A 24,759-nucleotide genomic window follows, 5' to 3' on the forward strand; every position below is an offset into this window, starting at 1 on the left:
ATGGCTGCGTCAAACGGCTCGGGAATCCTTAGAAGCCCGGGCAATACGGTCTTGGGCGCGCCATGTCAACAAATCCAAAACCGGATTCTGCGCCTTATAGCGGTTTGCGTTTGATCTGTACCGAAAACCGCTGCCTCCCCCCTTCGGGTCGAATGCGGGTTTCGATGGGGTTGCCTCATCTAAAACGCAAACCCCTTTAGAAACATTCCCGTAGCGGATCGCCCGAAATCAAGGGCGATTTTCACAGAAACCACCTGTTCCGTCACAGCTCATCAATGCAGCGTGAAGGGGCTGTATCTGCGCCCCGACCGGGGGCATGCTCTGCCCAACCAGAGTTGAAAGGTGCGAAGATGGCTGAGACGTCACCCAAACAAAAACCCCCGATTGCCCGATTCCTGCCGCTGATCCTGATCATGGCAGGGGCCGTGATTGGGTGGTTTCTGCTGCGCGATATCCTGTCGTTTGAAACCCTGCGCGACAATCGTGAGGCGCTGCTTGCGTTTCGGGACATGCATTACCTGGCCATGGCTGCGGCCTTCATGGCCATCTATGTGCTGATCGTCGCCTTCTCATTGCCCGGGGCGGCCATAGCAACGCTGACCGGCGGCTTTCTGTTTGGCCTGTTCCCCGGCGCGCTTTTCATCATCATCTCGGCCACAACGGGCGCGACAATCATCTTCCTGGCCGCCAGATGGGGCCTTGGTGACCGGCTGGTCGCACGTATGGATTCGTCCAGCGGGCTGACCAAACGTATCAAGGAAGGGATCGCCGAAAACGAATGGTCAATGTTGTTTCTAATACGTCTGGTTCCGGTGGTGCCGTTTTTCGTGGCCAACCTGTTGCCCGCTTTGGTTGGTGTACGGTTGGACCGTTATGTCTTGACCACGTTTTTCGGGATCATGCCGGGTTCCATTGTCTATACCTGGGTCGGGGCTGGCCTGGGCCAGGTGTTCGCCATGGGCGAGACGCCGGACTTGTCGATCATCTTCGAGCCCGCCATTCTTGGCCCGATCCTTGGCCTGTGCGCGCTGGCCATGCTTCCCATCATTCTGAAGACCATCCGCGGCAGGAAAGGCCTCTAACACATGTCTCGCATCACCACAGATATCTGCATCATCGGTGCCGGCTCAGGCGGTTTGTCTCTTGCGGCAGGCGCGGCACAGATGGGTGCCAGGGTGGTTCTTCTTGAGGCCGACAAGATGGGCGGCGATTGCCTGAACCATGGCTGCGTGCCATCCAAGGCCCTGCTGGCCGCCGGTCACAAGGCGCATACCACCTCGGTCAGCGCGTTCGGTGTCGCCGGTCACCCGCCGGAAGCCGATTTTTCCGCCGCCAAAGACCATGTCCGCACCGTGATCGACACGATTGCACCGATGGACAGCCAGGAACGGTTTGAGGGGTTCGGTGTGCATGTCATCCGCAAATTCGGCAAGTTCCTCTCGGAAACCGAGCTGCAGGCGGGGGAGGATATCATCACTGCCCGCCGGTTTGTCATCGCCACCGGGTCGCGGCCCTTTGTGCCGCCGATCCCCGGTCTGGATACAGTGCCCTATTTCACCAACGAAACGATCTTCGATCTGCGGGACCGGCCCGATCATCTGATTGTCATCGGCGGTGGCCCGATCGGCCTGGAAATGGCACAGGCGCATCTGAGACTTGGCTGCAAGGTCACCGTGCTGGAGGGGATGAAAGCCCTTGGCAAGGATGATGCCGAAGCGGCCGCGATTGTTCTGGAAAAGCTGACCGCCGAGGGTCTGGAAATCATCGAAGGGGCGCAGGTATCGCAGATCTCCGGGTCCGAAGGTCAGATCAATATCCAGACCGAGGACGGGCGCAGTTTCGATGGCTCTCACCTGCTGATTGCCGTTGGCCGTAAGGTCAATATCGGCAAGCTTGATCTGGACGCGGGCAATATTGCCCATAGCGCCGGGGGCATCACGGTCGATGCGGGCTTACGCTCCACCACCAACAAACGCGTCTATGCCGTGGGCGATGCCGCAGGCGGCCTGCAATTCACCCATGTGGCGGGGTATCACGCGGGCGTTGTCATCCGGCCGATATTGTTGGGTCTGCCTGCCAAAGCCAGAACCGATCATATTCCATGGGCCACCTATACGGACCCGGAACTGGCCCAGGTCGGCCTGACCGAGGCGCAGGCCCGCGCACAGCATGGCGACAGGGTGGACGTCGCCCGCTTCCCCTATCATGAAAACGACCGGGCGGTTGCCATCGGGCAGACCACGGGTTTCATCAAGGTGATGGTTGTCAAAGGCAAACCCGTCGGTGCCACCATCGTTGGCGCACAGGCCGGAGATTTGATTCAAATCTGGGCAATGGCCATCGCCAATGGCTTGAAAATGAGCGCCGTTGCTGGGATGGTTGCCCCTTATCCAACGCTTGGAGAGATCAACAAACGTGCCGCAGGGGCCTATTTCTCACCCAGATTGTTTGAAAACCCCTGGGTCAAGCGCATTGTCAGACTGGTTCAGAGATTCTGAATTTTGAAACATAGGAAATGAACGACACGTGAACTCCCTCTCCGGCCGATTTCTGATCCTGACGGTCATCTTCGTGATGATTGCAGAGATCCTGATTTTTGTGCCCTCCATCGCGCGGTTCCGTGAAGATTACCTGCTGAACCGGCTGGAACGGGCGCAGATCGCATCGCTGGCGCTGCTGGCAACCGATGGGATGATCGAGGATGATCTGGAAGATGAACTGCTGGAGAATGCCGAGGTTCTGAACGTCGTGCTGCGTCGTGATCAGGTGCGTCAGTTGATCCTGTCCACGGATCATATCCCACCCGTGGCGTACAGTTTTGACCTGCGCGACGCCCCCGCCTGGCAGTTGATCCGTGATGCGATGGTACGCATCAGCACCCCCGAAAACCAGACAATCCGCGTGATCGGCGAACCGGTGCGCGAGGCGGGTTTGCTGATCGAAGTCACTATGTATACCGAACCGTTGCGCGATGCGCTGATCGACTATGGCCTGCGTATCCTGTGGCTGTCGCTGGTGATTTCAGTGGTGACGGCAGCACTGTTGTTCCTGTCGGTGCGCAAGTTTCTGGTGGTGCCGATCAAACGGGTGGTTTCCCATATGATGTCATATGCCGAGGCCCCGGAAGACGCCCGCCGGATCATCAAGCCCGCCGCAGGCGTGACCGAATTACACGACGCGGAAACCGCCCTGCAATCGCTGCAAACCCAACTGACCGGCGCGCTGCGGCAACGCGAGCGGCTGGCACAACTGGGCGAGGCCGTGGCCAAGATCAGCCATGATCTGCGCAATATCCTGACTGTCGCGACCCTGATGGCCGACAGGTTGGAAACCATCGACGACCCGACCGTGAAACGCACCACCCCCAAGCTGGTCGCATCGCTTAGCCGGGCGGTGAACCTTTGCGAGGGCACGCTGGCCTTTGGCCGCGCCGAAGAACCGCCACCCGCGCTTGCCCGGGTGGATCTGCACGAACTGATCCATGATATGGTCGAAAATGAACGTCTGGCCGTGACCGATGACCAGGTCGAGATCATCGCCGATGTGCCCCCGGGCACCATTGCGCGCGCGGATTCCGAACAACTTTACCGCGTCCTGGGAAATCTGGTGCGCAATGCACGCCAGGTGATCGTCTCTACCGGGCAAGCCGGGCAGGTCTGCGTCAGCGCCGCAGAAGATGCCGATGGCTGGTGGATCAAAGTGCGGGACACCGGCCCGGGCCTGCCGCAGAAAGCGCTGGACCACCTGTTCCAGCCCTTCCATGGCGGTGCACGGGCCGGGGGTACAGGCCTGGGTCTGGCCATCGCCGCCGAGCTGATCCGCGGCCATGGCGGCAAGCTGGAACTGGAAGATACAGGCCCCGACGGCACCTGTTTTCGTATCCACCTGCCCGCCACCGGCGTGGTCTGAATTGCCCCTTGCACTGCCCCCGGCAGAGCGGTAAACCCCGGCCTCACGCGCTGGTAGCTCAGCTGGATAGAGTACTTGACTACGAATCAAGGGGTCGGGGGTTCGAATCCTCCCCAGCGCGCCATCTTACTTTCTGTGAAGCGACACATAGTTTTTCCTATTGCGCCAAACTCTTACCTATTTTGACGCTCTGCGCCTCCCATCCATAGGCCCGCTTGTTTCGTTTGATCCCGTTTCCCAACCGGAAAATCGGGGGCGATTTGGAGGTCAGACGGCGAAGCCGCCTGCTCCTGCAAATCTGCCACGTGGCGAACGCGGAGGGGGGCGAGACAGGACAAATCGACAAGGTTGGTGCGGCCCGCAGGCGACGCCGAGGACACGGCCTTGTTTATTTGTCTTGTCCGAGGGGGGAGGCTGCGCCTCCACCCTAACGGCGAAGGGCGTTTGGCTTGTCCAAATCCCCTGAGCCCGCTGCTTGTAACTTGAGATCGGCCCGACAGAATCTGTCGGGAGGGCGGAAAGTGTGCATTCGCCGCGATACGGCGAAGAATTTGCGAATCCGCCAAAGCAGACCTTCAAAAATCGAGATTCCGGTTAGCCCTCTTCTGTGGCATTTCTTCAGGGAAGCCGACCTTCGCTGCGTACTTTATGCCTGCCTCCTATCTTCCAAGACGCGGGCATTGTTGCTTGCAAATCCACAGTGGTGCCTGGCTGCATTTTGAAGTAGTTGATTGGGGAAAGCTTGCGCCGTCGTAAAAAACAGCGCTAACCCGCAACACTAGTGATTCTGCAGCCATTAATGTTTGATTTCGCAGCAAAAAATTGCAGTAGACCTATTTTTATTGATCTTTTCGCTGGAGCGGGCGGACTTTCTGAAGGTTTTGTTCGTGCTGGCTTCGATCCTGTCGCTCATGTTGAAGCTGATCCTGGTGCAGCCTACACCCTACGCACTAGAGAGGCGTTCCATCTCTTGAGAGTTCGCGGCAATCTCTCCGCCTACGATGCTTATCTATCGGGTCAACTTAAAAGAAGCGAACTTTATTCGCTGGCGTTTCCGTCCGGTTCAAATTCAGTCATCAACGACACTATCGGGAGGGAAAGTCTAGCAAAGATCTTTGAACGGCTAGACGCTCGGATTGGTGCAAGGAGGTTAGATCTAATTGTCGGAGGGCCACCATGCCAAGCATATTCACTGGTCGGACGAGCGCGTTCTGAGCAAAAAATGATCGGCGATCAACGGAATTACTTGTTTGTCTACTATGCTGAATTTTTGAGACGGTATCGACCAAAGTTCTTCATCTTTGAAAACGTTGTTGGATTGCTGACCGCACATGAAATCGACGGTACACGGTACTTCGATATGATGTTGCCGCTTTTCAAGGAGCTTGGATATTCAATCGAGCATAAAATCATCGCCGCCGACGAGCACGGGATTCCTCAGAAGCGAAAAAGAGTGATTCTCGTTGGAAGAAGAGGACGAAAAGGCGGCTTCTTTCCTGAGCTTGAGAAAGTCTCTGCTGACTTCTTAGTCAAGGATGCAATCGGCGACTTGCCATCATTGCATGCAGGGAAAGGGAAACCTTCTATCATATCCCTGAAGAAACCTCCCAGCCGCTGGTTGGCGGAATCAGGCTTACTCGCAAAAGGCGGAGGTACGACCTGGCACGTTGCGCGCCCACACAATTCGAGAGACCTAAGAATTTTCAAGAAAGTAGTTAACAAATGGAACAAAAACGGGAAAAGGCTGAGTTACAACGACCTGCCTGAGAGTCTGAAGACTCACAATAACCGAAGCTCGTTTCTTGATCGTTTTAAGGTCGTTGCGGCAGACTTGCCAGCGTCACACACTGTGGTTGCCCACATTTCAAAGGATGGAAACTACTACATCCATCCAGACAATGCGCAAAACAGATCACTGACACCTAGAGAGGCGGCAAGGCTGCAAACCTTTCCCGACGACTTCTATTTCGAGAGTGTAAGTGGCGAACCAAGCCGAACTTCGGCATTCATGCAAATTGGAAATGCCGTGCCTGTGCTGTTAGCTGAAAAAATTGCACGGAAACTTGTGGAGAGCTGGTCATGAATGAAGACAGTGTATTCTCTATTCGACCTGCAGGGCGTCACATCTTAACTATCGGTCGTGATCTTATTCAGGACCCTTATGCTGCCGTTGTTGAACTGGTTAAGAACGCCTTCGACGCGGATTCGGAATTCGTCGAGGTCGAGTTTAAGGCGGACACCGAGGCGCAGGAATACAGAATCATCATTTCGGATGGCGGCCACGGAATGTCGAGGTCAGATGTTGTGGAAAGGTGGATGGTCCCATCTACCGACGACAAGCTGAAGCGAAAGATCAGCCCCAGCGGCCGAGTTCTCCAGGGTAGAAAAGGAGTCGGTCGGTTCGCAGCTTCAATATTGGGTGACGATCTGCTTTTGGAAACCACCACTGAGAAAGGCGAGACGACCTCTGTATTTGTGGAATGGGCCACCTTTGAAGACGCGAGCTATCTGGACCAGGTGGAATTGCTAATTGATACTGAGAAGTCCAACTCCAAACCCGGTACAGTACTTACGATTAAGGGTAGTAGTGCCGGGTTGGAAGAATGGAACGATGCTCAGTTTCGCCGTCTGATGTATGAGTTGCGAAAGCTGACGCCTCCAACGGCAGCTGTATCTGGCGTGGATCTGAAACAAGAGAAATTTGATATCAGATTGAAAATTTCTGGTTTCGAAGGTGTTCAAGATACAGAAGAAACTATCGAGTCATTCCCGATTCTAGAATTCTATGACTACATGATTTCTGGTTATGTGGACGAAAACGGTATTGGTGAACTCATCTATTCCACGCAAAAAATCGAAAATGCCAGCGAGGAAAGGTTTTCAGTTGATTTTTCGGGCTTTTTTGAGAGCCCATGTGGGGCCCTTCACTTCGATATACGGGTTTATGATCGAGATAAGAACGACATCGATCAGATCATTCGAAGAGGGCTAAAAGATAAAGACGGCAACTACCTGGGCAACCTGGCCGCTCGGCAACTACTCAATTTCAATAACGGTATCGGTGTTTATAGAAACGGTTTTCGAATTCGACCGTTGGGTGATGCACAGTTCGACTGGCTAAGGCTAAACCAGAAGAGGGTCCAAAACCCCTCAAGGAAAATTGGGGGCAACCAAGTCATTGGATTTGTGCACATTGAGTCCGAAGAGAGGTCGGGGCTAGTGGAGAAAAGTGCCCGGGACGGCCTTAAAGAAAACGCCGCCTACGAGCGGTTGATCGACGTAACTACCAAAGTCATTGAAGAGCTGGAAACCCGAAGGTTTGCCCTTCGGAGATCACTTGATCTAGGCAAGCCAAAGTCCCGTGTGGAAAAGCAAATTCAGCAGTTGTTCTCAGACGACCACATTCGCGCAGACGTGGTTAAGAGGCTCGAGCTCGCGGGCATAGGTGAGGGTGTTACCAAAGAAATATCTGACATCCTCGCAAGAGACATGGCGGCGAAGAACAAGGCGGCTGAGAGTATAAGGCAAACGGTTGCAGTCTATCAGGGTCAGGCTACTCTTGGGAAAATTGTGAACGTTGTCCTGCATGAAGGACGGCGGCCACTTAACTTTTTTAAGAACCAAGTTCCCAACCTTGAGTATTGGGCAGGCATATTTAGCGATAATCCAACGCCGGAAAATCTAGAGCAGGTTCTGCCAATCGCAAAAGAGCTCGGACACAACGCAGAGGTGTTTACCCAGCTGTTTGAAAGACTTGACCCGCTGGCGGCAGGCAAGCGAGCGGAAGCTCGTCCATTCAATATGTCGGAAGTTCTGAACGGCTCTCTGCAAGTGTTCAAGAACTCTTTGGCTGAACTCGGAGTTGATGCTGACGTTGTAGGGCCGGTTGATTTTGAGCTATTGGGTTGGAAACAGGACTTCTACGCGATTTTCACCAATTTGATCGATAACAGCGTCTACTGGTTTTCGGAAAAAGGTACGAAGGTTCCATCGATCACGATCCGTTTTGAGATTTCTGAGAGCTCACTCATTTTCATTGACTATCGAGATAATGGTCCAGGGATTGACAAGTCCCTCATCGAGTCAGAGGTGATTTTCGACCCCGAATTTTCAACCAAACGAGATGGTACTGGTTTGGGGCTTGCGATTGCGGGCGAAGCGGCGTCGAGAAATGGCCTTGAGTTGAATGTTTTGGAGTCCGATCAAGGTGCGTATTTTAGACTGCAACCCGAAAACGGAGAGTAGATTTGACCATTAAGCTGTTGTTGGTGGAAGATGATGAAGGCGACCGTCAAGGCTTCGTGCAAAGTGTTGCTCGTTTCAACCACGAGAACGGAACCGAATTTGAGGTCGTTCCTTTTGGCACATTGAGCGAAACTCTGAATGCTTTGGATAGCAGTTTTGACTGCGCTGTTATTGATATGAAGCTTGGAGATGCAGGCGGCGAAGGCAATGAGGTTCTTAAGGCATTGGGCGAGGCGAATGTCCGAATGCCAATTGTAATCTTGACCGGCACACCCGGCGAAGCCAATGACGCATTTGTTCATATTGAGGTGCTGAAGAAGGGCGAAGCAGATCATCTCGCGATCCTTGAGGACTTTCGTCAGGTGCATGCCTCGGGGCTGACTAGGGTAATGGGCGGGCGTGGGCTGCTTGAGCAGTCGCTTAGCCAGGTGTTCAAGTCCAATCTCCTAAGCCAGAAGGAGACTTGGAAGAGGTATGGCCAACAAGATCCCGAAAAGTCCGAAAAGGCGTTGATGCGCCACGTCATGAATCATCTGATACAGTTAGTCGATCTTGATGAAGAAAGCTGCGTTCCGGAAGAGTTCTACATTTTTCCTCCCATAGGAGACTCAAAGAGAACCGGCACAGTCCTGAAAACCAAGGAAGGCGGATCGTATTTTGCGGTGATGAATCCGCTTTGCGATTTAACGGTCCGACCAAATGGAGAATTTAAGGCACGGCATATCTCATTCTGCAAGATTTCATCTCTTGATGAATGCGCAGCACACGAGGCCAAGAGCAAGGAAAATGTCAGGAAGGAGTTGGAGAAAAACAAGCGGAACTGCTATCATTTCCTACCAGGTACAGCCTTCTTTCAAGGAGGCTTCATGGATTTTGAATCTTTGATGTCTGTGGGGAAAGAAGAAGTTCAAGATCTGTTCGAAGAGCCGCTTCTTCAAATATCGCCTGTGTTTATGAAGGACGTCGTATCGCGGTTTTCTTCGTTCTATGGCAGACAAGGGCAGCCCACCCTCACCGTTGCCGAAGAGTGATCTTAAAAGAGGTTGGCTGCTCGGTAGAGGTTTACGAAGTAGAACCTGGAAAATGACGAAGGCGATAGCCAGTGATCAAGCCGCGCCAAGCTGTCGTTGATTTTAGCTCCGTGTCAGCGGCACGTTCACGCAATATGTCTCGAATTGGCGCAAAGGATACTAAGCCAGAAATGATAGTCAGGCGAATGCTGCACTCGATGGGCTACCGCTATCGACTGCATGCGCCAGAGTTGCCAGGCAAGCCAGACATCGTATTTCGCCCTCGTAAGAAGGCCATTTTCGTTCATGGCTGCTTCTGGCATCGACATCTAGGATGCCCGAAGGCAACAACGCCAAAGACAAGGCAGGAATTTTGGCAAGAGAAGTTTAAGAACAATATGCGACGCGACCGCGAGGTGACGCAGAAAATTGCAGAAATGGGCTGGTCCTATTTGATTGTTTGGGAATGCGAAACCAAAGACGCAAAACTTCTTACGCGGAAATTATGTACATTTCTAGCAGATGACAAAGGGATTTAAGCCTGTGTCTGCTTCGGGAATGCTGCGTTGCAGCAACCCCGGCCATAGCTAGCGGCGGCTTTGGGCCGCACTAGCCCGGCACTGAAAACAACTTCTCAAACTCTCTGATATGCATAGCGTCAATGCCTAGTCGGCGCGGCCCGAGGATACCCGTTTTTGGTGTATCCCCAACAAAGAGAACCTGCTCAGGTCGGTATCCAAAGCTATCGACGACGTACTGATAGATTTCAGGATCGGGTTTCGCGCAACCCAGCTCATAAGAAAGCGCGCGGACATCTGGTAGTGTCGGCAGCTGCTCGATGGCCGGTGGACCATAGTCTTGAGACAGATTGGAGCAGATGCCGAGTTTTTGTCCGTTCCTCTGCAACTTGCTCCAGATGCAAGACATGCCAGCGCGCATCTGGGTTGAACGCGCCTCGGCTGCGGTGTTGTCAGCAATGGTTTTCCAACGACTTGTATCTTCAGGAGGATATAGTTCTGAGACAAGGTTCTTCATCGAGCGGTTCTCTCGCAGTATCCGATGCCCGAACTGTCTTCGCTTCTCGCACGGAACGAGTGCAAGAACATCCCGCCAAACGCCACGCTGATCAGAAACTTCTACCAGCGTTCCAAAGAGATCGAAACAAACGGCTTCGTAGCGCGAAACAGATTCAGGGATTGGTTTGCTCATCCCGTCTGAGTCGCGGTCCAGTTCCGATGCGCCATTTTGTGTAATTCTACCACCTCTGGATCCCACACCACCCAGACGGCGGTTGTTCAGGTAGAGTTGGTAAATACTTGGTTGGTGAGATCGCACTCACAAACCGGACCCGGATCAAAATCCTTAGCGTGGTTTGCCAATGAAATCCGAAACGCATTGCAACCTGATTGACTGTTTTTGACGCAAGAACAGCATCGGCTAGCTGTTTCTGGGAAAGCAAAGGTCGAGGGCGCCCCCGAAGCACTTCAAATCCCCTGTCCTTGAAAAGCTTTCTGAGCGTAGCCGCTGCGAGCCCATTGGCTTTCGCGAGCGCTTCAAGCTTTCGTTGACGCCTATATTGCCGTTGTAAATCAGCGACATAGTCGATACCCGCCAGTTCGAGGAGCTTCCGCACAAGAAGGCTTCCAAGGCCGAAACTTCGTCCAAACTCAAGGAGCGATGTCGATTTCCTAAAGGCGCGTCTGATGTCCAAGGGGGACCGCAGGTTCCAACCTCCGCAAGGATTCTCAATCGCAATCCGTCGGCGCTGACCATCATGAAATTCGCTTACTTTGCTGACCAATTCTGTGCGCTTCCATTTTCGGAACCTTAGGACGTGGGCTTTGACCGAGCAAACCTGCTGCCAACTTTAACAAATCTACGGTTTGGGACTCAAACTGACGGAATTATGTAAGCATATGAAATTATTGATAAAATATTGATACTGAGCTATGCTTTTTGGAACGGCTTCCTGAGATAAGGACTTATACACCATGCGCCAGCCAACAGCCGCAGACCTCCGCAAACATGAACGTGTGAAATTTCAACTACGACTCGTCGGTAGTTCGTTGGCTGAAGTCAGTCGGAGGATCGGCGTCACGCAAGGGGCCGTCTGCATGGTCTCGATCGGTCGCAAACGCTCCAAGAACATTGAGGCGGCAATCGCGGCTGAACTTGGCCAAAGTCCAGAAGAGCTTTGGCCGAAACGATACCCTGAAAGGAGCACCGCAGCGACATAGCAAAACTCAGTTCCGGAAAAAGGTTAGGCCCCGACGGCTGCAACCGATCGAGGCCCATAATCTTTGTGTCGAATACCCATCCGACACTTCCTTCTTCCGCCGAAAACCGTGCAAAGTCAACTGTTCGCTGACCCGAAAGCGTCAGTGAGATGGCTGCGCTTTGCTTCGTGCAACGATAGCAGAAGGCAATCGCGGCGCTCTCATGGGAGAGCAACGCATTGAAATACATATGAAAGACAGTGGAGATGGAAACGGCGGTGATCAGCCGCCTAAGGCCAGTCGTGCATCTCGCAAAATCGCAAAGAGATCCAAACACAGCTCGCGGGGTGGGGTTGTCGTGCAGCTGCCGTCTGAACAGCACCCCCGTGTGGTTTTGTTTGAAAGCAAGCTCGAACAACGTGTTCTGTTTCTAATCCTCGCAAGAGCTGACGTCTGGGACTTGCGTGAGCAGCCTCCGGCATTCCTCTACCGAGGTGATTGCGGTCGTCTGAGACAGCATACATTCGATTTTCTGTTGGAGCTGTCGTCCGGTCGAAGGATCCACGAAGATGGAGAATTACTACCACGCTCAGGGCGACGGCTCTTACACCATCGAGGATGAGTTCGGCCTCTCTTCGGTCAGTGATCGGCTGGTGTTTACGGATGTAAATGCATCGGATGTCACATTCGGACGGGGGTCCGGGGATGACCTTGTCATTACCCTACCCAACAGCGAAGCCGTGACCATTCGCAACCACTTCGAGTGGGGCAATAATTTCGACATGGAGTTGATTCAGTTTGCCGATGGCACGGTCCTGAACGCCCAAGCCATTCGGGATCGAACAGTCGCGGACCAAAAGGCGTCTGGGACGGTCGTTGGGTCAAGAGGTCAAGAGACGTTCTACCATACAGAAGGGGACGGATCTTATACGATCACCGACTATGGCAACAGCTCGAGCATCGATGACCGACTGGTCTTCACAGACCTGAATGCTGATCAAGTGTTCTTCTCGCATGGCGCGGGCAATGACTTGGTGATCACCACCTATACCGGAGAGACGATCACTGTTACCAATCACTTCGCCAATGGCGGCAACTACGATATTGAAGAGTTCGAGTTCGCCGATGGCTCGGTGGTCACCAGTGTGGTGGTTACCAATGGTGTGATGGTCAGCGTCTCCTCCGGCACGGATATCATTGATGGCAGCAACACAGACAGCAATGGCGATGTTGTTGACGGGTCAGGTCAGGTCCTAGCTGGCTTTGGCGGCAATGACCGTATTTATGACGGGTCTGGCGACGACACGGTTCTTGGTGGGGACGGCAATGACTGGTTCTATGCAGGTGCTGGTGCGGACAGCTATGATGGTGGGGCTGGTAGTGACCAGATGTGGTTCTCGACCGCGACCTCAGGTCTGACGATCGACATGACCGACCCTGCTGTCAGCACCGGGATTGCGGCGGGGGATACGTTCACCAATATCGGCACGTTGCGCGGCAGTGACTATGATGATGTGATCTATCTGGCCGATAGCGTTTATGGTTATGGCGAGGATGGCAATGACACGATCTATGACGGCGGGGCTCGGGAGTCGCTTTATGGCGGTGCTGGCCAGGATGTCTTTGTCATGGGCGCGGGCGATGGCCAGAAGGACTGGATCAATGACTTCACGCGCGGCGATGACCTGATCGATATCTCGGCCTGGGGCGTCTCGGATTACGCGGATCTGACGGTCACAACCGTGGCCACATCGAACCCCGACAAGGTCCATGTCGAGATCGCTTATGGCGGCGAAAGCCTGCGCCTCTTCAACTATGACGCGGCGGATGCGGGCAATATCTCAGCTTCGGATTTTGTCCTCGCCACGGTGCCTGCCACGGTGCCGGACCTCTTTGGCACGGCCAGCGGAGAGACCATCGACAGCACATTTGTCGATGCCAACGGCACCGCGCTCTCGCAGCTGGGTCAGGTGATTTATGCCGGTGACGGCAACGATAATATCCGCGATGGCGCAGGTGATGACACGGTCTATGGCGAGGGCGGGCGCGACACGTTTTATGCCGGCGACGGGGCCGATCACTACGATGGTGGAGCCGACAAAGACACCGTGCGCTACCGCGATATCGGCCAGGGTCTGACCATCGACATGACCAATGCGGCGGGCAGCACCGGCGTGGCGGCGGGTGATACTTTCGCAGGTATCGAGAAGCTGCAGGGCACCAATCATGACGACGTGATCTACCTAGCTGACAATGTCGATGGCGAGGGCTGGGGTGGTGACGATATCATCCATGACAGCACCAATGCCGAGAGCATGAATGGCGGCGCAGGTGCCGATACCTTCGTGTTCATGGCCGGTGATGGCCATCGCGACCAGATCACCGGGTTTGAGGAAGGCATCGACCAGATCGACATCTCCGCCTGGGGAGCCAGCGATATCTCTGACCTGACGATCACGGTCAATCCGTTGTCGGATGGCACGCATGCCCATGTCGATATCAGCTATAACGGCGAAGAGGTTCGCCTGCATAAGATGAGCCTGGCTGATGCGAACAACATCGACGCAGGCGAATTTATATTCGTGTGACGAACAACAAAACAGAAGGCCGCCGAAAGGCGGCCTTCTTCACAGATAGTGAATTTGCACCGTCAACTCATAGCAGACATTCATACCTCACAACAGAACGGCAGCTTCGTCCGCGATGTGTGAGTTTATCTAGGGTGCGGAGAATGGCCGGTTCCGCACATCAAGTGGCTAGCCTACCCTATCATTTCGTCTAACCGCTGTTGAAGACGCGCCTTGGAAGCCGCAAGTTCCTCGCCGTTCAGCGCTTGTTTGGGTTCCAGGCATTGGAGACGCGCCGTAACCAGAGGCTCCGCATCTTCATGAGCGCATTGTAGCTGTTCAGCGATACTTGAGATAAATTCATGGCGGTTATGCTCCGCACTTTGCAGCCCGCCCAAAGTGCGTTGAAGGAAGATGAACGCAGATGCGATGTCCTGATATCCTAGCGCGGCGGCACTCTCGAATTCCCGTTCATCGAGATGGCCATCCAAGGCATCTAGCGCCTTGCGCAAGTCACCAATGGCTTGCGCAACACCGATGACTTCACCCATTATCGCTTGATCGATGGTTTCAAGCTCAGTCCTTCGCGCATTCAGAATGTCGTCGGCGTCGGCCATACCCTTACCCAATCCACCAAGGTTCCTTACCCTGTCGCGCGATCCAGAACCTCTTCGGCCCATTGATTCAGACTCTTACCTGACAGTTCGGCTGCAAGCGCCGCCTTACGGTGAACTTCTGGATCGACGCGGAACATAACTTGACCAGAAAAAGCCTTTTGCGGCTCTTTGCCGACTTTTGCGCAGGTTTCAATGTAGTCTTCGACCGCCTCTTGAAAGGCATCCCGCAAGGCTTCGACTGTATCAGCATGAAAACCGACACCATCGCTGATACCGGCGAGACGCCCTGTGAAGATGCCGTCTTCATCATCATACTCAATACGGGCCGAGTAGCCTTTGTAGGTCATGGTATTGGTCATGGCGTCACTCCGATCCGTTCCAAGAATGCGCGGGCGGCGCGCACCTGATAGCGTTTGGCTTCTTTGGCGGGGTGTGGACGATGAAACGTCTCAACTTCGCCATCCTTTTCGAACCGCACTCGTGAGCCGCGTCCTTCGACCACCTGTGCGCCAGCGGCGATAAGCAGACGCTCGACTGTTACCCATTCGATTGTTCCTGACACAGGGTCTGTAAAGACAACGGCCAGAGTCTTGCGGTGTTTGCTGTTCATCAGGTTATATAGGATATGCTTGCACATATTGCAAGCATAAACGCTCCTTTCAGTGCGAGCAGTTTTCCTTTGGCGCGTCGCGCAAAGGCGCTTTGCATGCAATCATGCCTGCATGTTTTGCGCCTTGTATGCTTCCCACATCCTGAGAAAAAGTTGTTTTTTCGAGCCGTGGCTAAATCCAAATTCGCGCCCCGCTTGCTCCGAAAACTCTTCGAAAACGGCCTTGGGGATACGAACCTGGAGCGGCCTAAGCTCGACTTTTTCGGCGCGGGTGTCGTCCGCGATCACATCAGGGGTTACATCTGCGGGCGGCGGAGCGCCTTTCCCACGCTTCAATTTGGTGATGTTCGTACTCATTACGCCACCTGCCTTTCCTGAAGCTCTGCCATCTTGTCGATGACGCTCTGCGCCAGCTTGGCAGCGCGGTCATTGAGCGAGCGGAACGAGGTTTCGGTGATTGCCTTACCCATGTCAGATGCTGACCCGTAAGCCGTGGAAACCGATACTTCGCCATCGAGGACCAGATATCCAGCTTCTGAGAGATACTGCCGCGCAGCGACGTTTTCACGTTCGCTACCAGTGGTCTTGAACATGGCGAAGGCAATTTTCTCGGGCGAAATGCCCTTTTTGCGCAAGCTATGTGCAAGGACAACGCCAGGGTGCAAATCATCCACCGTCTGGCCCGTTGGAATCACGACGAGATCAGCGGCCTTAGCAATGTCCAACGTCTGTTCAGAGGCGTTCGGCTTGCCGTCCAGGATAAGTGCATCGAAGCGGGGCGCATCTTCAAGCGCAGTCTTGACCGAGGCGAAGCTCTGCACCTGCATTTCCGGCATTACTCCGTTTTCAGCGCGGCGACCGGCCCAGTGAGCGCATGTCTGCTGCTGTGTGTCTAAGTCTGCGATCTTAGTGGTAGGCTTCCCGCCACGAACTCTCTGGCCATCATGCGCGCCAGAGTCGACTTTCCAACACCTCCCTTTTGGGAGACCATTCCTATGATATAGGTCATTGATACTGCTCCAGTTTACCTGTTTTTTGTTACAGTAGCATGCTAGCCTTGTTTACGCCAAGCATGAATGAAGCCTAAACGCTAACGCGCTTTGCATGCATTCATGCTTGAAAGAGATTGTCACTTTCTGGATCAAGCGGAACCTCTATGCGGGAACGCACATAGTCTCCATTGCCTAGATCGTGATGATCCATTTGCAGTTTGCGCAGGCTATCTACAATTTCTTGCGCAACACCTTTGTCACCAAAAAAGCCCGTAAGGCGGATGGTGCCGTTCCACTCTAAGGCCCATGACCAACAGTCGGCATTGGGATGGCGACGGATACAAGCGCGATAGAATCCTGAGTTACTCCCCAATTCTTGGACAGTATTTGGCGTAACTTAAGCTACTCTCTGCTCCTGCTGATCGGGTTGCATGGCTTCTTTCTCTGACCAGTAAACCACGGCGGGCGGTCTACCGCCATGGGCACTGTGGGGACGTTTGTGATTGTAGAACTCGACCCACTTGGTGATCCCGGCGCGTGCTTCTGATCCGGTTTCCCAGGCGTGCAGATAAACGCATTCGTATTTCAGTGACCGCCAGAGCCGCTCCACGAAGATGTTGTCCAAGAAGCGCCCCTTGCCATCCATTGAGATACGCACGCCGGATCGGCGCAATCGATCCGTCCAGACAAATGACGTGAACTGGCTGCCCTGATCGGTATTCATGATCTCGGGTGGGCCGAACCTGGTGATTGCTTCGTTCAGCATCTCGACGCAGAAGTCGGCTTCCAGTGTGTTTGATATCCGCCAGGCCAGCACCTTGCGGGTGTGCCAGTCGATGATCGCGACCAGATACAGGAACCCGCGCCTCATTGGCAGATAGGTGATGTCTGCCGCCCAGACTTGATTGGGTCGCGTCACACGCAGACCCTTCAACAGATATGGATAGGTTTCGTGGCCCTTTGCAGGCCTGCTGGTGTTGGGCTTCTGGTAGATCGGCATCAAGCCCATGAGCCGCATCAGACGCCCGATCCGCTTTTCATTGACCAAATGACCGTCGTTGCGCAGATGCCAGGTCATTTGGCGAACACCAAAGAACGGCGTTTCCAGGAACTGCTCGTCGATCTGGCGCATCAACATCAGGTTCATCGCCGTCTCGCCTTTGGGCTGGTAGTAAAACGACGACCGCGAGATCGACAGCAGATTGCACTGCTTGCCAATCGACAAATTGGGATTGTCCTTCTCGACCATGCCGCGCCTCACTTCAGGCCCCAGGGCTTGAGCTTTCGTGACAAAAAATCGTTGGCCACCGCCCGCTCCCCAATCTTTGCGTGCAGCTCTTTGACCTGTTCTTCGTCGATCTCTGGGGCTTTCTTTCCACCCCGCTCAAACACGCCTGACGCGCCTTCCAACAGCGCCCGCTTCCAACTGTGGATCATCGTGGGATGGACGCCAAACTGGCTCGACAGCTCAGCAACAGTGCGTTCCCCCTTCAAAGCTTCAAGCGCAACTTTCGCCTTGAACTCAGCGCTGTGGTTCTTCCGTTTCGACATCTCTGATCTCCTCTTCGTCGGAGATCAGCAGACAGCAAATCATAGCTTACGTCAGTGTCCAAATTTCGGGGGGTAGCTCAAAACCGCCATTCGCACACTGCGCGGCGGATCCAACTAAAGAGCCCTTTCCGTGAACTCAACTTTCTCGCTGGGTGCGCAAACCGAATGATTTTTTCTGCATCTGCACAATAGAAAGATGCGATGCCCAATGATCCGAAATACATCATATCTTGAGTCTCTGGTCGGCACAATCGCGCATGACAACCGACCTCGCCTTGCAGGCCCTACTGATGGCCGTCTGGCGGAGAAAGCCAGACCGGAAGGTCACGGTGCATTCAGATCAAGGTTCTCAATTCACCAGCCGAGAATGGCAGACGTTTCTCCACCAGCACAATCTGGAGCCCAACATGAGCAGGCGCGGGAATTACCACGACAACGCCGTCGCCGAAAGCTTCTTCCAACTTCTAAAACGAGAACGGGTCAGGCGACGGACCTATTCCACCCGCGAGAGCGCAAGGCAGGATGTGTTCGAATACATAGAGGTGTTCTACAACCCAAAACGCAAGCACACCAACAACGGCATACTGTCGCCCGTTGACTTCGAAACCAGACAGCTCAATCTGAAAAAGGCAGGGGTCTAGGAAACTAGCGGCAACTCACATTGGTTCAGGGGCTTGAAGATACGGCGGAAAAGTTGGAGGCTTGGCGTAGAGACGACAACGAAGAACGGCCGCACAGCGCAATCGGAAACAAAGTCCAGGCTGCACTGATGAAATTGCCAGGCGCATCCAGCCCGTCTGTGTGACCAAAGGGCGGAAAATCTAACCCCGAGCGGGGATACTTCCGGTAGCACAGCAGGGCTATCTGGCCAGATCGGCGATGAACTTATCATTTTCCTCCATTGAACCGATCGAGACTCTGATAAAGGTTTCAAACCCGGCCTGCTTCCAGGGTTTCACCACAGTACCTCTTTTGAGCAATGCATCAGCAAGACTTGTGGATGGCGCGCGCGTGTCGAAGAATAAGAAATTACCTGACGAGGGAGCTATCTTGTAGCCGAGCTTTGACAGGGCTGCCGCAACGCGTGATCTCTCAGAAATTGTTTTTTCGATATTGCCTTTCATGTAGGCCGTCGCATCCAATGATGCCGATGCTGCCATCTGGGCACTGGTATTTAAATTGAAAGGCGTTCTTGTCAGGTCCAGAGTTTTGCGCAAGTCCGCCGAACTACACATGCCAAACCCGACCCGAAGACCGGCAAGGCCCCAAGCCTTGGAGAATGTTCTCAGGATTATCCAGTTTCCGCCATTCTCAAGCAACATCTTGTCACCTGAACAATAATCAGCGGCAATCGCATATTCATAATAGGCCTCATCCAGCACCAGAAGTGTGTCTGGATGTTTCGCGCGGATCACGGCCTGTAAATCATCAGGGTTGAGCCAACACCCGACAGGATTCATGGGGTTGGCAAAAATCAACATTTTGGCCGGGTGCGCCGCCGCTTCGATCAGCGCCTCAAGGTCAATGTCAAGGTCGCTGGTCACACTGACCCGCTCTACATTCGCGCCCATCATATAGGCATATTCTTCGTGAAGTGAGAAGGAAGGATAGAGTGTTACGACACGATCATCCGGGTCAAGAACACTCTGGCAGATTATGGAGATGAGCTCCTCTGACCCGTTGCCAAAGATCAGTTGATCCTCAGGGAAATCCAGATGCCTCGCGAGTTTTTGTCGTAGCAGATTTGCCGATCCGTCGGGGTAGAGATAGACATCATGTGACGTTTCACGGAGAATCCTTAAGACTTCGGGTGCCGGCCCGTTCGGGTTTTCGTTGGACGCCAGTTTCGCAATCACGTCGAGGTCGTATTTGGAACGAATTTCATCAAGGCTAAGTCCAGCGTTATAAGGCTGCATCTGGTCCAATTCGCGTCGAATGAGTTTCCCGAGATCCGCCATCATTCACCTCAAAAGTTCAAATGAGTTGTATCTGCGCGATAATATGTATATACATATTAACATCAAGAGCAAGGAGCTTTTCAATGAATTCCGCCCTCTTCAATCTGGCAGGGAAAACCGCACTTGTTACGGGATCAAGCCGTGGTCTGGGTCAGGCAATGGCAATTGGTCTTGCGCAAGCGGGTGCGTTTGCCGGCATTACCTCGCGATCTCTGGACTCGCTTGAAGAAACGTCAGAGGCGATCACGGCGGCAGGTGGGCAGGCCGGGAAGCTTGTCATGGATGTCAGTTCCCCTGCGCAAGCAAAGGCAGCAATCAAATCCTTCGCGGAAAAGCACGACGGCATTGATATCTTGATCAATAACGCAGGTTACGAAGAGGTATGCCCGTCCATTGACGTCAGCGAGGCGCTTTGGGACAAAATTTCCGACACCAATTTGAAAGGCGCATTCTTTTGCGCACAGGAAGCCGCGAAAACGATGATCGCGTCGGGTCGGGGCGGGTCCATCATCAATGTCTGTTCGTTGACGTCATATGTCGGCGTGCCAACAGCTGTTCCCTATGGGTCGTCAAAGTCAGGCCTGCTTGGCATGACAAGAGCGCTTTCGTCTGAATGGGCAAAAGAAGGGATCCGTGTGAATGCGATCGCTCCGGGATATTTCCGCACCGAGCTGACAGACACTTTCTATCAGGATGATGCGTGGAGGGGGGCCATGCTGAAGAAGATACCGATGGCAGAATTTGGAAATGCCGAGGACCTGAAGGGCACAGTCATCTTCCTTGCCAGCAATGCCTCAAAGTACATAACCGGCCAGTGCATCGCTATCGATGGTGGATATCTTGCTGCAATTTAGAGCACCTAAGGTTTCTGGCCCGGTTTGGTGACTCATCGCTTGACAGGTGGATTTTAAGACGCCTTATATGTATATACATATCTGAACCCCAAACCTCTGATGTGTCACAATACAATCCAGTCGACAGGATGCAAACTGTGAAAACAAGCTCAATACCGGCCGTTTTGGCAGAACATGTCGATATGAGATTTGGTGACTTCAAGGCCGTTGATGATGCCAGCTTCTCACTGGAGCATGGGCAGTTTTTGACGATTCTCGGGCCATCGGGCTCTGGTAAGACCACCTTGCTTCGCATGATTGCCGGGTTCCTGACCCCCACGAAGGGCGAAATTTCCATCAATGGGCAGGCTGTCAGTGCCGTTGCCGCAAACAAGCGCTCGATCGGCATGGTGTTCCAGAAGCTGGCTTTGTTTCCGCATATGACAGCCGCCGAAAACGTGGCCTTTCCGCTTAAAATGCGCCGTTTCGATGCAACCAGAATTGCCGACAGGGTCACCGAATTTCTTCAACTTGTGAGACTGGACGGTCTGGAAGATCGGCGGATCAATGAACTGTCAGGTGGGCAACAACAACGCGTCGCCATTGCAAGAGCCCTGGTGTTCGAGCCTGACCTTTTGCTTTTGGATGAACCTCTGGCTGCGCTTGATCGCAAGCTGCGCGAAGAGATGCAGTTGGAATTCCGACGCATTCAAAAAGAGCTTGGGGTGACCACCATCAACGTGACCCACGATCAACGAGAGGCACTTGTCGTATCTGACCAGATTATCGTGATGGACGATGGTAAAATCCAGCAGGATGCGACGCCCACTGAGATGTATCGAACGCCAGGCAATCCTTTTGTTGCAAATTTCATAGGCGTCACAAACGTCATCGCAGGCGAATTGGCAGGCATAAACGGTGAATCTGTGGACATAACCGCAGATGATGTCACCCTGAGCGGGATCCTTCGAAGCAATCCGAAAAGTGCCTTAACCGGTGCGAAGGTCAGATGCGGCGTGAGGGCGGAACAAATTCGGATCGCTTCAGACAAAGCTGAACTTGAGGGGCTGGACGCCACATTCGAGGGCGTCGTGACGGACGTCATCTTTGAAGGAGAGCGTTTGCTTTATGAATTGTCAGTTCCGGCCCTCGGCACTGACCCTGTACGAATCTACCACCACGATCAAAACAACTTCGCAACTCACGAGTTGGGACGGCCCGTCCATATCGGATGGGAAAGCCGCGATCTGCATGTTTTTGTCGCGGAATAAATTGCTTGGAAAGCCAAGCGTCAACCTTAACAGGGAGAAAAGTATGACACTAAAAAACGCTATGAACCGCCGCCAGTTGCTCAAGACGTCTGCGGCCGCCGGTACAATGCTCGCAGCGCCGTCTCTTGTCTGGGCGCAAGAACCGGCAAAACCGGAAGAGCTGATCATTCGTGCCTGGGGTGGCCCATGGGTCGAAGCCCTGAGGAACGGCGTTTCTGATCCGTTCACGGAACGCACGGGCATTCGGATCGTCCACGATCTGACCGAAGACAATGAAATCCAGCCAAGGGTTTGGGCCGCTGTTGCGCAAAATCGCACACCCCCTATCCACATCAACTGGGACACGACGACCAACGCTACAAAGTCGGCCCTTCGCGGCGTTTGCGAAGATCTGTCCGATCTGTCAAATCTTGCCGGAACCACCGATCTGGCAAAGCCCGTTGGTGTCGAGGGTTACCCCATCGTGAACACATACGGGTATGTCTACGTTCTGGCATACCGTCCCGAAGCGTTCCCGGACGGTCCTCCGGCATCCTATCACGACCTGCTGGATCCAAGGTTCAATGGCCGCATTGCGTTCTATAATGACGGCATTGGCTTCCATTTCCCGGCTCAGGTCGCGGGCGGCGGATCTTTGGACGGCATCCCGGATGCGATGGACCCTTGCTGGGATTTTGTCACCCGGATGAGTGAACAGAACCCGCTGCTGGGCGAAGATCCGGACTTTGTGACCTGGTTCCAGAACGGGGAAATTGATGCGGCCTGCACAATTTCAACCAACGCGCTTGGCGCAAGACGCAACGGCGTTGACATCGCGTGGACTGTACCCGCTGAAGGGGCCAAGTTCGATACAGATGGTCTTTGGATCCCTAAGGGCCATTCAGAAAGTGATCTCTACTGGGCGAAGGAATACATCAATTCTGCGCTCACGCTGGAAGCTCAGCAAGTTTGGCTGGACGGCCTTGGCCTGCCAGGTGTTGTTCCGGGCCTGACGCCGCCAGAAGGGTTGGCAGGCGATCCGTCCTATCCGACAGAAGAAGCTGATTTTGAGCGGTTGATCCGGATCTCGGGCCAGGTGCAGGTAGAGAACGAGAGCGAATGGTTCTCGCGCTTCAAGCAAATCATGCAGGGCTGATCTCAGCGCTCTGATGGCAACGGATGCCCGGTGACGGGCATCCGGACAACACTTTGGTCGAACGGGACCGCAGACATGCGAAAATACAAATCTGCATACCCCGCCCTATGGCATGTCATGGATGTCCTGGAAGGCGGGTTCGCTGCTGTTTGGCCGAAAAAAGGCGGGAACTACACGCCTTACCTTATGTTGGCGCCTGCCGTTCTGCTGGTTGGAATACTTGTGGTCGGCCTGTTCTACATCGGAGACCTGTCGCTGCGAACGCTGGATCGCACAACATTCCAGTTTTCTGATTTCTGGACATTGGACAATTACAGGCGCGCTTTCTCTGAAAGTTTCGCGTTGACCATAATCTGGCGCAGTCTGATGGGGGCTGCCATCGTGACATGCGTTACTCTGATCTTGGCGTTCCCCTACGCGTATACAATGGTGCGAACGTCAAGCTCGACATTGCGGAAATTCCTTTTGATCGCGCTTTTTCTGCCCTTCTTCATCGGGCAGGTCGTTCGGGCTTATGGGTGGCTGATCATATTGGGCAACCAGGGCATCGTGAATGACGTTCTGGGGCTGGTCGGGGTAGAGCCATTGCGCCTGCTGTTTAACTACCCCGCCGTTCTTTTCGGTCTGGTGCAGTATATGTTGCCCTTTGCCGTTTTGATGCTTGCCCCCGCAATGACAGCGATCCCGGAAGAAATTGAAGCCGCGGCGAGATCCCTTGGCGCGTCCTGGATCAAGACGATGGTGCATGTGGTTATCCCCATGGCCAAACCAGGCCTTGTGGGCGCGGGTCTGGTTGTCCTGACATTGTCGCTTACAGATTTTGCGATGCCCGCCATCTTGGGCGGAGGCACGCAGGATTTCATCGCCAACGCCATATATGACCAGTTCTTCCGAACGTCTGATCAGGGCTTTGGGGCCTCTCTTGCCATCATTCTTATCGGAATTGGCACAATGATGGTTGGGCTTATTTTTGCGGTGTTTGGCGCCGGAACGCTTGAATTGGGAAGCCGTGACTCATGAACCAGCCCCTTGGACAAAAGCTTCTGTTCTGGACACTGGTTGTGATTTCAATCGTCACATTGTCCGCACCAACCTTTGTCGTTTTGGGAGCATCGGTCACCTCTGGAAATATCATTGCCTTCCCCCCCGATGGATTTTCCCTGAAATGGTACGGTAAAATTCTGGGCGAACAGGATTTGCGCGATGCTTTTGTCAGGTCTTTGTGGGTCGCGACGATCTGCGTCATGGTGTCCCTGCCGACCGGCACGCTTGCTGGTATCGCCCTGTCGAAATACCGCATCAGGGGTGGCGTGATGATCCAGACCTATCTTTTGCTCCCCTTCACGATCCCTCTCATTGGGTCCGGGATTGGCCTGATGCTGGCTTTCGGGGATGCAGGGATGCTTGGAAACCTTTGGCCGGTTGGGATTGCCACGGCTGTCATCAACCTGCCCTTCATGATTTGGGCAGTGTCTTCAAGCGCTGCCGGTCTTGACCCCGATCTGGAACTTGCCGCGCAAAGTTGCGGGGCCGGGCCGGTTCAGACATTCTTTAACGTGACCCTGCCCGCCGTCACACCCGGCGTGATCACCGGATCACTGTTGATGTTCATTCTATCTCTGAATGAGTTTCTTGTCAGCTTGTTGCTGGTGGATGCGCGCATCGTGACTTTGCCAGTACAAATCTATAATTCCATCCGCGCGATCATCACGCCGGATCTGGCGGCTGTTTCGGTTGTCTTCATTGTTGTGGCGATGCTTGCAATCACCGCGCTGGACAAGCTTGTCGGTTTGGAAATCTTCCTGAAATCAAAATAGCATCCCCCGGGGGGGTGCTCGCGAAAGG

Annotated in this window: 22 protein-coding genes, 1 tRNA gene and 2 pseudogenes; 17 read left to right on the forward strand and 8 right to left on the reverse strand. The window is 53.9% G+C overall.

What is annotated here, in order from left to right:
• Window positions 1-350: 350 nt before the first annotated feature.
• From E2K80_RS12365 to E2K80_RS12400, 8 genes are all read left to right on the forward strand, one after another.
• Window positions 351-1,082: a TVP38/TMEM64 family protein gene (locus E2K80_RS12365; RefSeq protein ID WP_135375280.1), complete on the forward strand. Its 732-nt coding sequence runs from the start codon at window positions 351-353 to the stop codon at window positions 1,080-1,082.
• A 3-nt stretch (window positions 1,083-1,085) separates the two neighbouring features.
• On the forward strand, window positions 1,086-2,498 hold the full coding sequence (locus tag E2K80_RS12370; protein ID WP_135375281.1) for a dihydrolipoyl dehydrogenase family protein: 1,413 nt from the start codon (window positions 1,086-1,088) through the stop codon (window positions 2,496-2,498).
• Window positions 2,499-2,574: 76 nt separating this feature from the next.
• On the forward strand, window positions 2,575-3,909 hold the full coding sequence (locus E2K80_RS12375) for a sensor histidine kinase (protein ID WP_135376610.1): 1,335 nt from the start codon (window positions 2,575-2,577) through the stop codon (window positions 3,907-3,909).
• Window positions 3,910-3,956: 47 nt separating this feature from the next.
• A tRNA-Arg gene (locus tag E2K80_RS12380) sits at window positions 3,957-4,033 on the forward strand.
• Window positions 4,034-4,708: 675 nt separating this feature from the next.
• Window positions 4,709-5,992, forward strand: a complete 1,284-nt coding sequence (locus tag E2K80_RS12385; RefSeq protein ID WP_135375282.1) for a DNA cytosine methyltransferase — start codon at window positions 4,709-4,711, stop codon at window positions 5,990-5,992.
• Window positions 5,989-8,154 (forward strand): sensor histidine kinase, encoded by a 2,166-nt coding sequence (locus E2K80_RS12390; protein ID WP_135375283.1) that lies wholly within the window; start codon window positions 5,989-5,991, stop codon window positions 8,152-8,154. The genes E2K80_RS12385 and E2K80_RS12390 overlap by 4 nt, the downstream gene beginning before the upstream one ends.
• A gap of 2 nt (window positions 8,155-8,156) precedes the next feature.
• On the forward strand, window positions 8,157-9,185 hold the full coding sequence (locus E2K80_RS12395) for a response regulator (protein WP_135375284.1): 1,029 nt from the start codon (window positions 8,157-8,159) through the stop codon (window positions 9,183-9,185).
• Window positions 9,186-9,256: 71 nt separating this feature from the next.
• Window positions 9,257-9,703: a very short patch repair endonuclease gene (locus E2K80_RS12400; RefSeq protein WP_238475529.1), complete on the forward strand. Its 447-nt coding sequence runs from the start codon at window positions 9,257-9,259 to the stop codon at window positions 9,701-9,703.
• A 70-nt stretch (window positions 9,704-9,773) separates the two neighbouring features.
• Here the strand turns inward: E2K80_RS12400 and E2K80_RS12405 are convergent, their stop codons facing one another.
• On the reverse strand, window positions 9,774-10,373 hold the full coding sequence (locus tag E2K80_RS12405) for an HAD family hydrolase (protein ID WP_135375285.1): 600 nt from the start codon (window positions 10,371-10,373) through the stop codon (window positions 9,774-9,776).
• A gap of 782 nt (window positions 10,374-11,155) precedes the next feature.
• Between E2K80_RS12405 and E2K80_RS20090 the strand changes: the two genes are divergently transcribed.
• Together E2K80_RS20090 and E2K80_RS12415 are read left to right on the forward strand one after the other, a co-directional pair.
• Entirely contained in the window at window positions 11,156-11,401 is a 246-nt protein-coding gene (locus tag E2K80_RS20090; RefSeq protein ID WP_135375286.1) for a helix-turn-helix domain-containing protein, read from the forward strand.
• A gap of 548 nt (window positions 11,402-11,949) precedes the next feature.
• Entirely contained in the window at window positions 11,950-13,968 is a 2,019-nt protein-coding gene (locus tag E2K80_RS12415) for a calcium-binding protein (RefSeq protein ID WP_135375287.1), read from the forward strand.
• A gap of 173 nt (window positions 13,969-14,141) precedes the next feature.
• Here the strand turns inward: E2K80_RS12415 and E2K80_RS12420 are convergent, their stop codons facing one another.
• The 6 genes from E2K80_RS12420 to E2K80_RS12445 all read right to left on the reverse strand — a co-directional run bounded on the left by E2K80_RS12420 (window position 14,142) and on the right by E2K80_RS12445 (window position 17,717).
• Window positions 14,142-14,564 (reverse strand): hypothetical protein, encoded by a 423-nt coding sequence (locus E2K80_RS12420; protein WP_135375288.1) that lies wholly within the window; start codon window positions 14,562-14,564, stop codon window positions 14,142-14,144.
• A 26-nt stretch (window positions 14,565-14,590) separates the two neighbouring features.
• Window positions 14,591-14,923, reverse strand: coding sequence for a type II toxin-antitoxin system HicB family antitoxin (locus tag E2K80_RS12425; RefSeq protein ID WP_135375289.1), 333 nt, complete (start codon window positions 14,921-14,923; stop codon window positions 14,591-14,593).
• Entirely contained in the window at window positions 14,920-15,174 is a 255-nt protein-coding gene (locus E2K80_RS12430; protein WP_135375290.1) for a type II toxin-antitoxin system HicA family toxin, read from the reverse strand. The genes E2K80_RS12425 and E2K80_RS12430 overlap by 4 nt, the downstream gene beginning before the upstream one ends.
• Before the next feature lie 102 nt (window positions 15,175-15,276).
• The gene (locus E2K80_RS12435; RefSeq protein WP_135375291.1) at window positions 15,277-15,531 is read right to left on the reverse strand and encodes a hypothetical protein; all 255 of its coding nucleotides are present in this window, start codon (window positions 15,529-15,531) and stop codon (window positions 15,277-15,279) included.
• Complete coding sequence (locus tag E2K80_RS12440) at window positions 15,531-16,010, reverse strand: hypothetical protein (protein ID WP_238475530.1); 480 nt, start codon at window positions 16,008-16,010, stop codon at window positions 15,531-15,533. The genes E2K80_RS12435 and E2K80_RS12440 overlap by 1 nt, the downstream gene beginning before the upstream one ends.
• A gap of 553 nt (window positions 16,011-16,563) precedes the next feature.
• A protein-coding gene (locus tag E2K80_RS12445; RefSeq protein ID WP_135375292.1) for an IS3 family transposase occupies window positions 16,564-17,717 on the reverse strand; the annotation gives its coding sequence in 2 pieces (ribosomal slippage) (window positions 16,564-17,426 and window positions 17,426-17,717; 1,155 coding nt in all).
• 239 nt (window positions 17,718-17,956) lie between these two features.
• Here E2K80_RS12445 and E2K80_RS12450 point away from each other — a divergent pair.
• Window positions 17,957-18,358 (forward strand): annotated as a pseudogene (locus E2K80_RS12450) (DDE-type integrase/transposase/recombinase); the annotation flags it as partial.
• Between the two features lie 12 nt (window positions 18,359-18,370).
• A pseudogene (locus tag E2K80_RS12455) lies at window positions 18,371-18,522 on the forward strand (integrase core domain-containing protein); the annotation flags it as partial.
• A 55-nt stretch (window positions 18,523-18,577) separates the two neighbouring features.
• Here the strand turns inward: E2K80_RS12455 and hisC are convergent.
• Window positions 18,578-19,678 (reverse strand): histidinol-phosphate transaminase, encoded by a 1,101-nt coding sequence (hisC, locus tag E2K80_RS12460; protein ID WP_210405385.1) that lies wholly within the window; start codon window positions 19,676-19,678, stop codon window positions 18,578-18,580.
• 80 nt (window positions 19,679-19,758) lie between these two features.
• On the opposite strand from hisC, the gene E2K80_RS12465 reads away from it, so the two are divergent.
• The 5 genes from E2K80_RS12465 to E2K80_RS12485 all read left to right on the forward strand — a co-directional run bounded on the left by E2K80_RS12465 (window position 19,759) and on the right by E2K80_RS12485 (window position 24,731).
• Window positions 19,759-20,529 (forward strand): SDR family NAD(P)-dependent oxidoreductase, encoded by a 771-nt coding sequence (locus tag E2K80_RS12465; protein WP_135375293.1) that lies wholly within the window; start codon window positions 19,759-19,761, stop codon window positions 20,527-20,529.
• Window positions 20,530-20,711: 182 nt separating this feature from the next.
• On the forward strand, window positions 20,712-21,779 hold the full coding sequence (locus E2K80_RS12470) for an ABC transporter ATP-binding protein (protein WP_135375294.1): 1,068 nt from the start codon (window positions 20,712-20,714) through the stop codon (window positions 21,777-21,779).
• A gap of 43 nt (window positions 21,780-21,822) precedes the next feature.
• Window positions 21,823-22,914, forward strand: coding sequence for an ABC transporter substrate-binding protein (locus tag E2K80_RS12475; protein ID WP_135375295.1), 1,092 nt, complete (start codon window positions 21,823-21,825; stop codon window positions 22,912-22,914).
• A gap of 186 nt (window positions 22,915-23,100) precedes the next feature.
• Window positions 23,101-23,934, forward strand: coding sequence for an ABC transporter permease (locus E2K80_RS12480; protein WP_238475531.1), 834 nt, complete (start codon window positions 23,101-23,103; stop codon window positions 23,932-23,934).
• Entirely contained in the window at window positions 23,931-24,731 is an 801-nt protein-coding gene (locus E2K80_RS12485) for an ABC transporter permease (protein WP_135375297.1), read from the forward strand. Before E2K80_RS12480 ends, E2K80_RS12485 begins: the two co-directional genes overlap by 4 nt.
• Window positions 24,732-24,759: the final 28 nt, after the last annotated feature.

The sequence above is a fragment of the Rhodophyticola sp. CCM32 genome (genome assembly GCF_004751985.1).
GTDB lineage: Bacteria > Pseudomonadota > Alphaproteobacteria > Rhodobacterales > Rhodobacteraceae > Rhodophyticola.